The sequence below is a fragment of the Frankia sp. KB5 genome (assembly GCF_002099325.1).
Taxonomy (GTDB): domain Bacteria; phylum Actinomycetota; class Actinomycetes; order Frankiales; family Frankiaceae; genus Frankia; species Frankia casuarinae.
The window spans coordinates 18473-34094 of the sequence record NZ_MRUJ01000091.1 but is presented as its reverse complement, the minus strand read 5'-3'; the positions used below and the strand labels follow the sequence as shown (position 1 = coordinate 34094).

The 15622-nt window shown below is 70.2% G+C and carries 15 protein-coding genes and 1 pseudogene; 7 read left to right on the top strand and 9 right to left on the bottom strand.

Annotated features, from left to right (window positions below; translation table 11 throughout):
* The 7 genes and pseudogenes from KBI5_RS25870 to KBI5_RS10570 form a co-directional block, all read left to right on the top strand.
* Window positions 1-782 (top strand): annotated as a pseudogene (locus KBI5_RS25870) (serine/threonine protein kinase); the annotation flags it as partial.
* 101 nt (window positions 783-883) lie between these two features.
* Window positions 884-1084: a hypothetical protein gene (locus KBI5_RS25865; RefSeq protein WP_023839961.1), complete on the top strand. Its 201-nt coding sequence runs from the start codon at window positions 884-886 to the stop codon at window positions 1082-1084.
* 874 nt (window positions 1085-1958) lie between these two features.
* Entirely contained in the window at window positions 1959-2546 is a 588-nt protein-coding gene (locus tag KBI5_RS27765; RefSeq protein ID WP_052154510.1) for a hypothetical protein, read from the top strand.
* 217 nt (window positions 2547-2763) lie between these two features.
* On the top strand, window positions 2764-3810 hold the full coding sequence (gene trxB / locus KBI5_RS10585; RefSeq protein WP_085015133.1) for a thioredoxin-disulfide reductase: 1047 nt from the start codon (window positions 2764-2766) through the stop codon (window positions 3808-3810).
* A gap of 154 nt (window positions 3811-3964) precedes the next feature.
* Complete coding sequence (gene trxA, locus KBI5_RS10580; protein WP_011438891.1) at window positions 3965-4291, top strand: thioredoxin; 327 nt, start codon at window positions 3965-3967, stop codon at window positions 4289-4291.
* 363 nt (window positions 4292-4654) lie between these two features.
* Window positions 4655-5941, top strand: coding sequence for an N-acetylmuramoyl-L-alanine amidase (locus tag KBI5_RS10575; RefSeq protein WP_085015132.1), 1287 nt, complete (start codon window positions 4655-4657; stop codon window positions 5939-5941).
* Between the two features lie 177 nt (window positions 5942-6118).
* A complete protein-coding gene (locus tag KBI5_RS10570) occupies window positions 6119-6757 on the top strand; it encodes a GNAT family N-acetyltransferase (protein WP_085015131.1) in 639 nt (212 codons plus the stop codon).
* A gap of 163 nt (window positions 6758-6920) precedes the next feature.
* Here the strand turns inward: KBI5_RS10570 and KBI5_RS10565 are convergent, their stop codons facing one another.
* From KBI5_RS10565 to rpmH, 9 genes are all read right to left on the bottom strand, one after another.
* Entirely contained in the window at window positions 6921-7922 is a 1002-nt protein-coding gene (locus KBI5_RS10565) for a ParB/RepB/Spo0J family partition protein (RefSeq protein ID WP_011438894.1), read from the bottom strand.
* Window positions 7922-8914 (bottom strand): ParA family protein, encoded by a 993-nt coding sequence (locus KBI5_RS10560; protein WP_085015130.1) that lies wholly within the window; start codon window positions 8912-8914, stop codon window positions 7922-7924. The genes KBI5_RS10565 and KBI5_RS10560 overlap by 1 nt, the downstream gene beginning before the upstream one ends.
* The gene (rsmG, locus tag KBI5_RS10555) at window positions 8877-9674 is read right to left on the bottom strand and encodes a 16S rRNA (guanine(527)-N(7))-methyltransferase RsmG (protein WP_085015137.1); all 798 of its coding nucleotides are present in this window, start codon (window positions 9672-9674) and stop codon (window positions 8877-8879) included. The genes KBI5_RS10560 and rsmG overlap by 38 nt, the downstream gene beginning before the upstream one ends.
* Before the next feature lie 315 nt (window positions 9675-9989).
* Window positions 9990-11831 carry a hypothetical protein gene (locus KBI5_RS10550; protein WP_241882805.1) on the bottom strand — a complete coding sequence of 614 codons (1842 nt, stop codon included), beginning with the start codon at window positions 11829-11831 and terminating at the stop codon, window positions 9990-9992.
* Window positions 11832-11877: 46 nt separating this feature from the next.
* A complete protein-coding gene (locus tag KBI5_RS10545) occupies window positions 11878-12432 on the bottom strand; it encodes a R3H domain-containing nucleic acid-binding protein (RefSeq protein ID WP_011438898.1) in 555 nt (184 codons plus the stop codon).
* Between the two features lie 117 nt (window positions 12433-12549).
* A complete protein-coding gene (gene yidC, locus KBI5_RS10540) occupies window positions 12550-13953 on the bottom strand; it encodes a membrane protein insertase YidC (protein ID WP_085015128.1) in 1404 nt (467 codons plus the stop codon).
* Window positions 13954-13965: 12 nt separating this feature from the next.
* The gene (gene yidD / locus KBI5_RS10535) at window positions 13966-14496 is read right to left on the bottom strand and encodes a membrane protein insertion efficiency factor YidD (RefSeq protein ID WP_011438900.1); all 531 of its coding nucleotides are present in this window, start codon (window positions 14494-14496) and stop codon (window positions 13966-13968) included.
* On the bottom strand, window positions 14493-14864 hold the full coding sequence (gene rnpA, locus KBI5_RS10530) for a ribonuclease P protein component (protein WP_041258073.1): 372 nt from the start codon (window positions 14862-14864) through the stop codon (window positions 14493-14495). Before rnpA ends, yidD begins: the two co-directional genes overlap by 4 nt.
* Window positions 14865-14904: 40 nt before the next feature.
* Window positions 14905-15042 (bottom strand): 50S ribosomal protein L34, encoded by a 138-nt coding sequence (gene rpmH, locus KBI5_RS10525; RefSeq protein WP_011438902.1) that lies wholly within the window; start codon window positions 15040-15042, stop codon window positions 14905-14907.
* Between the last annotated feature and the right edge of the window lie 580 nt (window positions 15043-15622).

Below are 15622 nucleotides of genomic sequence, written 5' to 3'. Positions count from 1 at the left end.
GCGGCGGATACGACGACCGCGGCGGATACGACGACCGCGGCGGATACGACGACCGCGGCGGATACGACGACCGCGGCGGATACGACGACCGCGGCTATCCCGCCGGGGGTGGCGGTTACCCGGCGGGATCCGACCGCTACCCGCCTGGTTCCGGCCCGAAGCGCCGCGGCGGGCCGTCGCTGGGACGGGCCGTGCCGTGGATCGCTCTGGTGGTGGTCGTCGCGATCGCGGTGGTCGCCGTGATCGCCCTGCGTGACGACGGCGGAAAGAACAACACCCCCAAACCCGGCACCTCGACCACGGTGCCGGCAACCCCCACCGGAACCATCCTCAAGCCGAGCAGCACGGACTCCTTCGACCCGCTCGCACCTGCGGGTGAACCCAAAACCGAGAAACCGGCGGATGTCGGCAAGGCATTCGACGGGAACACGTCGACGGAGTGGACGACGAGCAACTACACCAGCGCGACGTTCGGCAACCTCAAGTCGGGTGTCGGGCTGCGCATGGCGTTTCCGCAGAAGATCCTGCCCACCTCGGTCACCGTGACGGTCGGCAGCCTGGGTCCGGTGTCGTTCGAGCTGCGCAGCGGCGACAGGCTGTCGGATTCGCTCGACGGCTTCGACCGCGTGGTCGCCCAGAAGTCAGGCRCCAGCGGCACGGTGGTCCTGCCGATGTCGTCGGACGTGAACCCCTCGCAGTACTGGGTGCTGTGGCTGACCTCGCTGCCGTCGAACGCCGGGCAGTACCGCGGGTCGATCGCGGAGATCACGTTCCGGTCCTGACGGGAGGACAGTAGGAGTCGCGGTCCACCCGCCGAGGTCCTGGTGACCGCCCCCGACGCCGAGCTGGACCGCGCCGCCGTACCGCCCGCCCGACGCTGCCCATGACGACTACCCCGAAAGGCCATATTCGTGATCCGGCCGATCCCGGCGAGTGCGTCGCCGAGCATGACCCGCCCCTGGGCGTCGAGGAGGCGCTTGACTGGCTGACGCCCGGGTTGCGGACCGCCGTGGCGCTGGTGGACGTGGCAGGGGACCCGTCGCCGAGGCGGCGGGGCTGCCGGGAGTTCCGGTCGGGACGGTGAAAAGCCGGCGCTCGCGCGGCCGCGCGCAGCTCGCCGTCCTGCTGGATCCCCCCGGCCAGGGAACCCGGCGGCTTCGCCCACCGTCTCAGAAGGAAGACACCAGGATGCGGCGGGCTCACCGGGGCGGCAGCCCGTTACCCGAGGTCGGCCCGTCGGCCGCGGCCCCGCGGGCGCGGCCGACGCCATCCGGATCTGCCGAAGGAGGTGATCAGCAATGGCGACTGAGCCTGCGGGGGACCGACGTCAACCGGCGGCTCCCTCCGGTCCCTTCCCGGCGGGTCGCCGCTTGCGCACGCACGGGCATCACCCGGACGCCGAGCTGCTGGACGCCTTCACGGACGGAGAGCCGCTCCCCCGCTCCGTCCGCGAGCATATCGAGGGCTGCGTCTCATGCCAGGAGTCGATGGTCGCCCTGCGCAGGGTCCGTACGGACCTCTCCCGCCTGGCGACCCTGACGATGCCCGGCGAGGTGGCCGAACGCCTCCAGGCTGCGCTGGCGGCCCACGCACCTGCTCCCTCTCGGCCGGGACCGGGCCGGAACCCGGCCGCGCCGACCGGTCCGGGGCCCGCGAGCTCCGGCTTCGTCGGCACCGCGGGAGCCGCCGGGGTCACCGGCACGGAACCCCTCATGGGGGATACCGAGGCCGTCCACACCGATACGGGGGATGACACGGGGCGTGCCGGTGCCGTAGGCGCTGGCACCGGTGGGCGGGCGGCGAGTGGCAACGGGCCAAGGCGACCCGGCCGAGGTCAGGCGGGGGCTGGGCTCACAGACCGTCAGCCGGCCTGGCACCGGGATCCGCGGAGCCGTCCGGGTACTCCAGGTACGCCGGGTACTCCAGGTACGCCGGGTGCGCGCCCCCGACGGGACTGGGTGTCCATCGTGGCGGTCTGCATCGCCTTCATCACCTTCGGAGCGGCGATCTTCGTGTACCACGGTCTGCGGAGCGCCAACGTCGATCACAGGGTGGCGGCGTCCAACCCCGTGGACAGCTCCGGCCCGGCCGGCGGCTCGGTGGTGGCCGAATACGGCTCCGCCAGCTCCGTTCCCCTTACCGTGATGGCGCTCTCGCAGACGAGCGTCGCTCCCTCGGACGTCGTGCGGCACGGCCGGGAACTGCTGGCCGGCCGGATCCCAGGGTCCGCGGCGCTGCCGCTCGTGCCGTCCGCGCCCGCGGCGGCCGGCCGCACGACGACCCCTGCGACGGTGGACGTCGACCGGTTGCGCTCGGTGCTGGACACCCCTGACCTGCGTCCGTGCTACCAGAGCCTGACGGCGCAGACGGGTGGCACAATCCTCGCTGTCGACCGCGTCGTCTACAACGACCAGCCGGCGCTGTTGATCGTGCTCTCCGTGCCCATGCAACCGGCGGTGGCCAGGGTGCTGGTCGTCGACGCCCACTGCGGCGTCACCACCGTCTCCACCGCGCCGTGGTACAGCGTGTCCACGCTGCGGCATTGAGGTGGTGGTTGACGCATCGCGGGGCCGGGAGCCCAGCCGTGGCGCGCACCGGTGGCGGGCGCGGATGGAATCAGATGCCCGCGGAGACGGTTGTCGCTGTCGGACACCGTCTCCATGGACGGACCGATGAACGAGGAACTCGGATGAAGCCGGGGCGACAGGTACCGGCGAGGGCCCACCCGGCTCACAGGGATCCCGTAGCGTGAAAGGAGCGGGTGTGACAGCCCAGGAGGACGGCCAGGATGTCACCGGCCGCAGCAGCCAGCCCGACGGCGATGACGACATACGCGATGTCGTCATCGTCGGTTCGGGCCCGGCAGGGTACACGGCCGCTGTCTACACCGCCCGGGCCAACCTACGGCCACTCGTGTTCGAGGGCGCGGTATCGGCCGGCGGAGCGCTCATGAACACCACCGAGGTGGAGAACTTTCCTGGGTTTCCGGACGGCATCCAGGGTCCGGAGCTGATGGAGAACCTGCGACGGCAGGCGGAGCGGTTCGGAGCCGAGCTGGTGGCCGACGACGTGACCGAGCTCGACCTCGCGGCGAACCCAAAGGTCGTCAAGATCGAGGACAGGACCTACCTCGCCCGCACGATCATCGTCGCCACCGGTTCGGCCTACCGCATGCTCGGCGTCGAGCACGAGGAGCGGTTGCTCGGCCGCGGGGTCTCCGCCTGTGCGACCTGCGACGGCTTCTTCTTCCGGGATCAGGACATCGCGGTGGTTGGCGGGGGCGACTCGGCGATGGAGGAGGCGACCTTCCTGACCCGCTTCGCCCGCTCGGTGACGGTGATCCACCGGCGGGACAAACTCCGGGCCAGCGCGATCATGCAGGAGCGGGCCTTCGCCAACGAGAAGATCCGGTTCCGGTGGAACGCCGAGGTCACCGAGCTCCTGGGCGCGGACAAGCTCACCGGCGTCCGGYTGCGCGACACCGTCACCGGTGAAGCGAAGGATCTTCCGGTCACCGGACTGTTCGTCGCTATCGGTCACCTTCCGCGTACCGAACTCGTCCGTGGTCAGCTCGACCTCGACGACGCCGGCTACATCTCGGTCGCGCACCCGACCACGAAGACGAACCTGGACGGGGTCTTCGCCTGTGGCGACGTGGTCGACCACACCTACCGCCAGGCCATCACCGCAGCCGGCACGGGCTGCGCCGCCGCGCTCGACGCGGAGCGCTTCATCGCCGCCGGGGAGGGTCCGGGCGAGGTGACCACCGTGRCTCCCCGGGTCGTGACCCCGACGCCGCAACCCGCCTGATCCGGGCATCTGTCCGGGCGGCCGATCAGGCGGCGCCGGAGCAGGCCCGCCCGACCCGGCTGTCCGAAGGCCGTTCGGGCGCCGTCCGCGGGCCACCACCGGCCTGTTGATCGCCTACCCGTCCACCAAAAGATCATCCATCAGGGAGAACAACATGGCAGGTTCCACCACCCCCGTGACCGACAGCACCTTCGTGACCGAGGTGYTGGAGAGCGACAAGCCGGTCCTGGTGGACTTCTGGGCCGAGTGGTGCGGCCCTTGCAAGATGGTCGCACCCGTCTTGGAGGAGATCGCCAAGGAGCATGGCGAGAAGCTCCGGGTCGTCAAGCTGAACATCGACGAGAACCCGGAGACCGCCCGGAACTACCAGATCATGTCGATCCCGACCATGGCTGTGTTCGTCAAGGGCGTGATCGACAAGAGCATCGTCGGCGCGAAGCCGAAGGCCGCCCTGCTGCGTGACCTCTCGGTCTACATCTGATCTCGTCACGCGGTCGTTCCACCGTCGGCCCGCCGGGTGTGATCCCGGCGGGCCGACGTCGTTCCCGGACCGGTCCGCGCCGGCTCGCCCACGACAACCGGATACCACGTGCGGACCGGGAACTTTCTCCCGCCGTCACGAGCATCGGGGGAGTATCACGGCGGCCCGGTCACGCACGGTCAATACTGGAGGATTCGGTTCGCGGCCGGTCGAGACCGCACGGGCATGCCCTAGGCTTGAGATTCAGCAATCGGCCGTCGGCGCATCATTCGTCGACGCGGTGGCCCCGACCATCGGGTTTCGCCAGGGGCACCGGGTTTCGCCAGGGGCACATTGGGCAGGCGAGCTGAAAGGTATGCATCGGTGAAGCTGCTGYGTCTGGGAGACCAAGGTTCCGCCGTTGCCGAGGTTCGGGCGGCCMTGACCTATCTTGGTTTTCTTCCCGTGACGCCCCGGCAGAGCCGGGATCCGGCCGGCCCAGGTAAGGGTGACCCAGGTAAGAGCGCTCCGGATAAGAGCGCCCCGGATAGAGGTGTTACCTCCGCCGCGGAACCGTCCCAGGGCACGCGGGTCCCGGCTGTCGACGGTACTCTCGGCGGTGTTCCGGCCGAGCCGGCCGAGCCGGCCGATCGGTTCGACCGAGATCTCGACAACGCGCTGCGCGCCTTTCAGCAGAGCCGGGGGCTGTCCGCCGACGGGATACTCGGTCCGGACACGGCGCGTGCCTTGGAGGAGGCACGCCACAAGCTCGGCGACCGTCTGCTCTACCACAGCCCCGCGTACCCTTTTGTCGGCGATGACGTGGCGGCGCTCCAGGAACGCCTGTTCAACATGGGTTTCGACGTCGGCCGCACGGATGGGATCTTCGGGCCACGCACCGAGTCCGCGGTCCGCGACTTCCAGCGCAACCGGGGTCTCGATCCGGACGGCCAATGCGGGCCACACACCCTGCGCGAGCTCAAACGCCTGYAGCGCACGGTCACTGGTGGCCGGCCCGACATGCTGCGGGAGTCCGTCCGGCTGTTGGCCCACGGCTCCTCGCTGCTCGGAGTCGTCGTCGCCATCGATCCCGGCCACGGTGGCGACGATCCGGGCATCGTCCGCGGCAACCTGTGCGAACGGGATCTCATGGCCGACCTCGCCGCTCGGATGTCCACGCGGCTACTCGACTCGGGCCTGCGGGCGCACCTCATCCACGGCCTGGACGAGTCCCCCAGCGAGGAGGAGCGGGCCGCGCGGGCGAACGAGCTCGAAGCGGATCTCCTGATCTCGCTGCACGCCGACAGCAGTCCATCCCCGCGCGCCCAGGGGGTGTCGGCCTACTACTACGGCAACGCGCGCGGGTCGTCCGCCGTGGGTGAGCGCTTCGCCCAGCTCGTCCACCGTGAGATCGTCTCCCGGACCGACATGCTGGACTGCCGCACCCATCCGAAGGTCTGGAGCCTGCTTCGGCGGACCCGGATGCCGGCCGTACGGCTCGACCTCGGATATCTGACAAACGAACATGACGCCRAGGCCCTTGGCTCCACCGCATTCCGGGCAACCGTCGCCGAGGCGGTGCTCGCCGCAGCCCAACGACTCTTTCTCCCACCCGAGCAGGACGCGCCGACGGGCCAGCTTCACGTCCCCCGCCTCGCCAGCCGCACCTGACCGGCCACCAAGGCGTTCCATCGACAAGGCTGACGTTTCACGTGAAACGAGGCCGGTGCGTCGATGGGGAAGATTCATGCTCGGCAGCCTAGGCTGATTCCGTGACAGCCTCCGCATCCGTCGACGTTGACCTCGGCGGCCGGAGGCCCGGTAGCCGACCCATGGAGCGCCTTTTCGATGAGCCGTCGCATCGCGAACATCACCCTGGACAACATCGACGATCTCCCTCTACCCTGCCGCCGCTGCGTCTTCTGGGAGCTCGATCCGGTGGCCCGGAGCCGCGCGGAGGAGGCCGGCGGCACCGACCTCGAGAAGGAGGMGTGGGTTTCCCTGGCTCTCCTGGAATGGGGAAGTTGCGGAAAGATCGCCTATATCGACAACGTCCCGGCCGGATTCGTGATGTTCGCTCCGCCGGCCTACGTGCCTCGATCGGTGGCCTTTCCCACCAGCCCGGTCTCACCGGACGCGGTGCTGCTCATGACAGCGTCGATCGTCAATGAGTTCACCGGACAGGGGCTGGGGCGGATCCTCGTCCAGTCCGTCGCCAAGGACGTCATCCGCCGCGGCTTCAAGGCGGTGGAAGCGTTCGGTGACCTCCAGAACTCGGGTACCCGCTGCATCCTGCCCGCCGACTATCTCCTCGCGGTCGGTTTCAAGACGGTCCGGCCCCATCATCGATGGCCGCGGCTGCGGCTAGAGGTGAAGAACGCGGTGAGCTGGCGAGAGGACGTCGAAGTCGCCCTGGAACGTCTGCTGGGATCGATGACGCCGGAGGGCATGCTGCGCAAGGTCAGCCAGGCCGGCAATCTGGCCTGAGCACGGCGATCTGCCCTGAGCACGGCGATGGCCCGGCACTCGGCGGGCAATCGGCAGACATGCGCGCGGCCACCCGGGGGAGTCCGGCACAGCCCTGGGACCGCGCGATCCGCGTCCGGCTCAAGAAGCCCAGAGAGCCCCGAGCGAACCCCGAGCCGGACGCCTAGTCCAACAAGCCGTCGACCGAGGCCGACGGCGACATCACGGCGACGATCCGCTCCAGATCCTCGATCGAGGCGAACTCGACCGTGATCTTCCCCTTACTGCGGCCCATGTCCACCTTCACGCGGGTCTCGAAGCGATCCGAGAGGCGGTCGGCGAGCCTCACCAGGGCCGGTGAGGCGGCCCCTGGTGCCCGCGACGCCCGCTTACGCGGGGCCTCGTCGTCCAGTGCCACGATCTCCTCGACGGCCCGCACCGAGAGACCTTCCGCGACGATGCGGGTGGCGAGCCGGTCCTGGGCGTCCGGATCCTGTAGCGAGAGCAGCGCGCGGGCATGACCCGCCGACAGCACGCCGGCCGCCACCCGCCTTTGTACCGCGGGCGAGAGCCCGAGCAGCCGGATCATGTTGGTGACATGCGACCGGGACCGCCCGAGCCGACTGGCCAGTTCCTCGTGCGTCGCCCCGAAGTCGCGGAGCAGCTGTTCGTACGCCGCAGCCTCCTCCAGCGGGTTGAGCTGCTGGCGGTGGAGGTTCTCCAGCAGCGCGTCGCGCAGCATGGCGTCGTCCGCGGTCTCCCGCACGATGGCGGGAATCCGGGGAAGCTTGGCGATCTTCGATGCACGCCACCGGCGTTCACCCATGACGAGCTCGTAGCGCTCGGGGGCCACCTCGCGTACCACGATCGGCTGGAGCAGCCCGACCTCGCGGAGGCTCGCCGCCAGCTCTTCGAGGGCGTCCTCATCGAAGTGAGTCCTGGGCTGGCGCGGGTTCGGGCTGACCGACTCGACGGGGATCTCGCGGAAGGTCGCCCCGTGTACGGGCAGCGGCCCGGTGCCGTCGCCGGAGCCGCGATTCGTCCCCCGGCCGCCGTAGCCACTGGCGTAGTCGGCGTAGTCAGCGTAGTCAGCCGAGGCGGTGCCCGCCTGACCGTCGAGGGGAGGAGGAGCAACCGGGATGAGTGCCCCCAGCCCTCGCCCCAGACCACTGCGCCGAGCACTCATCACGCCGCTCCATTCGAGTCCCGACCCCGTTCCGCGAGTTCGCGCGCCGCGGCCAGATAGGACAGCGAGCCGCGCGACGTCGGATCGTACGTCAGCGCGGACTGCCCATAGCTCGGCGCCTCCGCCAGACGCACGTTCCGGGGGATGGTAGTGGACAGCACCCGGTCCCCGAAGTGTTCCTTGACCTCATGGACGACCTGGTCGGCCAGTCTGGTCCGGGAGTCGTACATCGTGAGCAGGATGGTCGACAGACGCAGCTCCTGGTTCAGGTGCGCCTGCACCAGTTCCACGTTGCGCAGCAACATGCCGAGGYCCTCCAGCGCGTAGTACTCGCACTGGATCGGGATGAGCAGCTCACGGGCGGCCACGAGGGCGTTGACGGTCAGCAGCCCAAGAGAGGGCGGGCAGTCGATGAAAACATAGTCGACGTCCCGTTGCATGCTCGCGATGGCCCGCCGAAGCCGATTCTCCCGCGCCACCAGCGACACCAGCTCGATCTCCGCGCCGGCAAGATCGATCGTTGCGGGCGCGCAGAACAGCCCCGACGCCTCGGCGGACTTCACGATGACCTCGTCGAGGGGCCGATCCCCCACCAGAACCTCGTAGATCGAGGGGACCCCGGAGTGATGGTTGACGCCGAGCGCCGTCGAGGCATTGCCCTGCGGGTCAAGATCGATCACCAGGACCCGGGAGCCATGAGATGCCAGCGCCGCCGCCAGGTTGACCGTCGTCGTCGTCTTCCCCACACCGCCCTTCTGGTTGGCGACCGAGATGATGCGCCGCCGGGTGGGGCGAGGGAATGGTTGTCGTCGTTCTACCGCCAGTGCTTCCACTGCTGCTGCCGCCGCCGCTCCGATCGGGGTCGAGGGATCGAGCAGGTCCAGTGCGGGGAGCGCGGAGTCATAGCCCCGCAAGCCCCCACTCCTGGTCCCACCCTGGCCCGCCGACGCTGTTTCACGTGGAACGAGACTGTCCACGTGTCGGCTGGTCACGACCGACCTCCCGTGATCGGAGTGAATCCCGTGACGTCCGTCTGACCTGTCTGCCATCGTGCCGCTCACCGTCGCCGCGCCCTCCCCTGCTCTCGGCCCGGGTGCRCTGGGATGAACGTACGGCCCGGAGGACACGGGCGGGTTCCTCCACCCGCCCCTCCCCGCACCTCACGACATCCACGGGATGCCAACCCTGAGTTCCGAGACCGCTGCGCGCGTCCTGCAGTTCCTCCAGGATCCGTGAACCGCGCATCGCCAGCATGACACCACCTGGTCGTAGCATCGGAAAGAGGATTGCGCCCAGCCGCTCCAAGGGAGCGACCGCGCGGGCTACGGCTATCCCGAATCTACGACCGTCCGGGCCGATTCCGGCATCTGGCGCGCGGCCACGTACCACAGAAATCTGGTCCTCCAGGCCTATGGTCGCCACAACCTCGTGCAGGAATCGGCACCGGCGTTCCATCGGCTCGAGCAGCACCACCCGCAGATCCGGGCGGGCGAGCGCCAGCGGGATACCCGGCAGCCCCGCGCCGCTGCCGACGTCCACGACATCGGCCTGCACCGGGACCACGTCGGCCAGGACCGCGCAGTTGAGTACGTGGCGGTCCCAGAGCCGGTCAGTCTCACGCGGACCGATCAGCCCGCGTTCGACCCCGTCGGTCGCCAGCAACTCGACGTAGCGCGCCGCGGATTCGGTCCGCGTGCCGAAAATCTCCACCGCGACGGGGGGCACCTCGGGGGCATCCGGGAGACCCGTCATGGCCGGATCCTCCGCCGTGCCGTGCGACCAGCCCGCGCCGGCCGGGCCGCCTGCGTCACCTCGACCGGCCACAGCATCGAGCCGAGCCGGGTTGGGACCGTGGGCATCACCAGGTGACCGCCGGCAGCGGGTGGGTGGAAGACCGGATCCGTGGACCCGGCCGGACAGGACGAGAAGGCCGGACAGGACCAGAAGGCTGGACAGGACGAGGAAGTCAGAAGACCGCGCACCCGACAAGCATCCCCGCCGGCCTCGACATGCTCCCGCCGCCACCCCCCCCCCGCGGGAGGCACGGTTCCGGCCCGGGGACGGATGTCAGGTCGTCCGGTAGGACACCACGGTCCGCCGCGGCCGATCGAGTCGCGGGGCGGCGCCGGCGCAGCGATCGAAGACGGTCAGCGTTCCGGTGAGGGGGAACTGMCAGCCACGGCCGGCGCACCACCCCGCCCGGGGCAGCGCGGCCAGGTCGGGCGCGAGCGCCGGGCGCTCCGCGTCGAAGAGGAAGACGAGCAGCCGGGTCGGCGGGACCCGGCGGTTCGCCAGCTCGCCGACCAGGGAGGTACCCGCAGCGCCGAAGAAGATCGTGTCCTGCCGTGGTACCCGGGCCGGTACCCGCCCGGCGCCGGCGCTGGGGAGAGCTGCCGGCTCACGCGCCGGGTCGTCACTCGCCTCCATCGCGTACAGCCAGCCAGGCCGGGCGAGGCGACCCCCGACCACCACCAGGTCTCCCGGGCGGTGCAGCTGCCGGGCCGCGATGGCCGCGTCGACCATCCGATCGAGGCCACGAGTCCGGTGCCGATGATCCCAGAGCTGCCCGCTTCCCGACAGCGAGGTTCCCAGGAGCGGGACACCAAGCAAGATGATCATTGCGAGGCCGGCCAACGGCAGCACGGCGGTCGGAGAAATCGTGTTCGCGCTGGCGCTCGACGTCGGCGAGACACCGGAAACATCCAATCGTGACCGCTTGGTTACGGTTCCTCCGGTAGGGAGGGTCGGGGTCGCGGCCATCGGTGCCGGTACGGCCGGCTGAGGCCCGGCGGYGGGGATACGAGGTCGCACCGCCGCCACGAACAGGGCCACCAGCCGCCGGGTGCCCACCACGATCACAACGACGATCAGTGGCACGACGAAGAGGTTGGTCCGGGTCGGCCCGAACGGCCAGTACCGCGCGGCGCTCGCTCCCAGCATCAGCACCTGGGCTCCGCCGAGCGCGGTGAGGAGCAGCCTGCCGTCCGGTCGTCGCGCCAGCACGAGGACGCCGGTCAGGCCGGCGATCGACACCGCCACGGCGAGCAGCACCGAGACAACCGGTCCCCCGGGCACCGTCGCATGGATGAGGCTCGGGTCRAACCGGTCGATGCCGGGCGGCATACCGGTAATGAAGGCTCGCATCTGATCGACGATGAAGCGTACGGCCTCGACCGGCCCACGACCGGCAATGAACTGGCGATCCCAGTAGTCGCCGCGACGCTGACTGGACTGGTGCCCGATGAAGAACACGGTGTGTGCCACGCTGATGGCGACCGCGGGCAGGCATTCCACCAGTCGCCAGCGCCGCGCCGGACCGCGCCATACCTCCGCGGTCGCCAACGGCAGCACCAGAAAGATCCCGGGCACGGCGGTCAGGGCCAACAGGCCCGCCGCGGTGCGTCRCAGGAGCCGGGCACGGGAGAACCCGCCGGTGACAGGTGCAGGCCACGGGGACAGCGAGGGCCGCGGAGATGATCCGGTCGACCAGGCGAGGACGATGCAGACAGCGGCCAGCGCCTCGACGGAATACGGCTTGAGTTGGGTCGCGAGATCCAAGAAGGTCACGTTCAGGCACAGCCAGYACGTGGCGAACACCGCCGCGACCAGGCCGGTGAAACGGCGGGTGAGCAGGACGATCGCGGCGCCGAGCAAGGGCACGGCAAGATACCCGGGAAGCCGGAGCGACCAGCTGTGCCAGCCGAGGAGCTCGCCGGCCACCCGGGTCAGGCCGAACCAACCCAGCGCCGAGGGGGTGTTGGCGACGGTCAGCTCCGGCCAGAACGAGGACGCCGGTTCGCTGACGAAGTGGGCGCGCCAGATCTCGTCGTACCAGAAGGGTCTGGTCAGATAGGCATGCAGAACGCCGAGCACGGCCGCCAAGCCGACACCCACGGCGGCGGCCAGCACGAGGGAACGCGTCGGCCGGCGCCGACCCGCCATCGGTCGGCGCCGGTCAGCCGAGAAGGATGACTACCCGGCGGCCGGGTTCCTCGCCCTCGGACTCGCTGTGCACGCCGTCGATCCCGGCGACGGTGTCGTGCACCACCTTGCGCTCGAACGGCGTCATGGGAGCCAGCTTCTCCGGCTCACCGCGCGTGATGGCACGCGACGCCGCGGCGATCGCGATCTTGCGTAGCTCGACCCGCCGCCGGGCGCGATGGCCGCCRACGTCGAGCATGAGACGGCTGCGGGTGCCCGTCTTCTGGAGCACCGCGAGCCTGGTCAGTTCCTGCAACGCCTCCAGCGTCTCGCCGCCCGCCCCGATGAGCTTGTCCAGCCCCTCGCCCACCACGGCGACGACGGCGCGGCCGCTCTCGACGTCGAGGTCGAGGTCACCGTCCATGTCGACGATGTCGAGCAGACCCTCGATGTAGTCGGCGGCGATCTCGCCTTCCAACTCGAGATCGGACAGACGCCGATCCTCCGTGCCGGCGGTCTCGTCCGAGGAAGCGTGCTCGTCGGAGGCTCCGGCTCCATCCACAGCCAGTTCAGGTGCCGAACCGGTCATCAGCGACTCTCCAGGGGAACGGGGACAGCGGAGCAGAGATTACGGGATGCCGCCACTCGATGACGAAATCGGGTCGGCAGCCTGCCTGCCGGTCGGTCGGGAACGGCGTCTCCCGGATCAACGCCGCCCACCGGGCCGCTTGCTCTTGCCGCGCCGTTTCGCGGGTCGGGAGCCGCCGACCTGGCGCCGCACTCCGGCGGGTACGGGTGCCGGCCGGGGCGTGCTCTCCCCGTCGGAGGGCGCCGTCGGCCCGCTCGCCGCGCTCTGCCCGGCATTCTTGCCCGGGGCGTTCCTGCGGCCCGCCGCGCTGGTCTTCGCCTCCGCGCTGCGCCCCGTGGATGCGGCCGTGGTAGCGGCGACGCCGTTGTCCGAGACGCCACCGCCCGAGACGCCGTTGTCCGAGACGCCACCGCCCGAGACGCCGTTGGCCCCGGGACCGCCCGGCGCCCCCGCCTTACCGCTCTTCGGGGTCGTCGCCGCTTTCGGGGTCGTCGTGGTACGGCTCGCGGTCGAGGTGCCGTTACGGGACCGGGTGCCGGGGGGAGCCGTCGAGGACGTCCGACCGGCCGCCGCGGCACCGGAATCGCCGCCCTTGGTCGGGGTCACCGAGGCGGACCGGGGGCGGTTCTTCGACTTCGCCCCGGCTCGGACACCGGGAGCCGGCCGAGCGGGGGTGACGGCACCGCCGGCGGCCGGACGGGCACCGGGCAGCCGGCCGTTCGCATCCGCGGGCTTGATCGGCGGCATCTTCTTCATAATGAAGAACTGCTGGCCCATGCTCCACAGGTTGGTGGTGAGCCAGTACAGCAGCACAGCGATCGGGAAACGGAAACCAAAGAAGGCGAGCATCAGCGGGGAGCCATAGAGCAGCGCCTTCTGCACCATCGCCTGCTGCGGGTCGAGCGGCCCGGTGCGGGCCATGATCTGGCGCTGCGTGAGGAAGGTCGTAAGACCCATCAGCACGATCAGGACGATCGCGAGAATCCTGACGTGCGTGCTGTCGACGCCGAGGAAGTGCGAGAAATCGCCATCGGAGGTGAACTTGCTCGCCAGCGAGATGCCGAACACCTTGGCCGAGGCGATCTGCTCCACCTGGTCTGCGGAGAGCCCGACCCGGGGACGCCAGACCAGCGAGTGGTTCGGACCCTCGTTCATCGGCGCCAGGTGGGTGAACACGTGGAACAGCGAGATGAACAGCGGGATCTGGAGGAAGATCGGGAGGCAGCCGAGGAGCGGGTTTCCGTGCTCCCGCTGCAGCGCCATCATCTCCTGCTGCATGCGGGGTTTGTCGTGCCCATGCTTCTCCCGGATCTCCTTGATCCGGGGCTGCATCATCTGCATCGTCCGCTGCGACTTCACCTGCTTGACGAACAGCGGGAAGATCAGAATACGGACGCAGACGACCAGCAGGACGACCGAAAAGGCCCAGGAGAAGAAACTGTCAGCACCAAAGATCGGCGCAAATCCCCGGTGAAAGAAGACGATCGCGTTCGCCGCGAGGTGGTATAGGGGATCCAACAACGGTCTGACTCCTCACACCCACGGTCCACGACCGGAACCGACGATCTCGGCCCGCATCCCCTGACTGGGAGACGGGGGACCATGCCTGTGGACGGGCGGTACGGCGACGGCCGGATCGCCCGCGCTCCGACCGTCGGGAGGCCCRCCGGGGTCGGCCGTCGCGCCCCTGGGTCTCCGAACGATTCCCGGACCCGGATCCGTTCCCGGCACGGGGTCGTAGCCGCCTGCCGCGAGCGGTTGGCAGCGCAGCAACCGGGCGACGGCGAGGACACCGCCACGCACACCCCCGTGGCGCCGCACCGCGGCCAGCGCGTAGGCGCTACAGGATGGCTCGAACCGGCACAGGCCGGCGTTGCGGGCCGACCAGCCGGCTCGGTAGAGCCGCACGAGCCCGGCAAAGGTCCAGGATAGGGGACCGCGTACCGCGCCGTCGGCGTTGCGGGCGACCCGCGGCAGGCGGCGCCACACCATCCGGGAGGCCAGCAGGAGGTCGACGACGGCCGCCGTGGCCAGCAGCACGACCAGCACCGTCCCGGCGGTCATCGTCCACGCCCATCCGGGCGCCTGGCACCCGCCGGCCGGGCCACCCTGGTGAGCGCGGTGTCCAGCGCACGGCCGAGCTCCGCGGAGCTCGCCGTCGCCGCATCGGGCAGCGCACGCACGACCAGCATCGTCCCTGGCGCGAGCGTGTCCAGCCGAACCCGTACCTGTTCCCGCAACCGGCGCCGCACCCTGTTACGCACGACCGCCTTCCCCACCCGGCGGCCGACCACGAAGCCGGCCCGCGCCGGATCGTCGCTTGTTGTCCACAGGCTGTGGACAACAAGCGGACCGGATCGGGTTCGCCGACCCATGGTCCCCACCCGGGCATGTTCGTCCCGGGTTCGGACGCGAGAGCCCTCAGGAAGCATGACCGGCGGGGGTACCAGCAGGACCAGCGGGAACCCGCCGTCAGGCGGAGAGCTCGCTGCGGCCCTTACGACGGCGGGCGGACAGGATCGCGCGGCCCGCGCGAGTCCGCATGCGCAGTCGGAACCCGTGCGTGCGGGCCCGCCGACGGTTGTTCGGCTGGAAGGTGCGCTTACTCACGTGAGAACTCCGTCTGCAAGATGGACGCGGGCGGTGATCTTCGCCGCCGAGGGAGAGTGGGCCGCACCACACGGTCCTGACAAGCAGATCCCACGACAAACGAAGCGGTCTAACACCGCGGTTCGGCCTAGCCTACACAGGGCGGTGCCTCGGACGGTCCGGCGGCGAGGGATCGCTGCCGGGCAGGGGGCCTTCGGCGGCCGGCGGCTCCGGGCCCGCCGGCCGCCGGCCGCCGCTGGCCGCACCACCATCATTCGGTCATCACCCGGTCGCCGCCAGGGCAACCCGGACACGACGGCACCACACCGGAGGTCAAGGTGCGAGCGCACCGCGGCCGCGGCGGGCCGGCATCCGTCCGGCGGCCGTGGAATGCCACACTGCCGTGGCGGGCCCTCGGTGCCGCCGACGATGGGGCAGGGACGCGGCGCGGCCACCGCGGATACGTTCCGGCCCCGGCACGGCGGCTCGGGCCGCGCCTTACGATCCTGGTGGCAACGTCTCACTCGGGGCGGGCACCAGACGGCGTCAGGTATGCCCGCGTTCGGTGAGAACGACCGGCTCGGTGCACCCTGACCTGTGG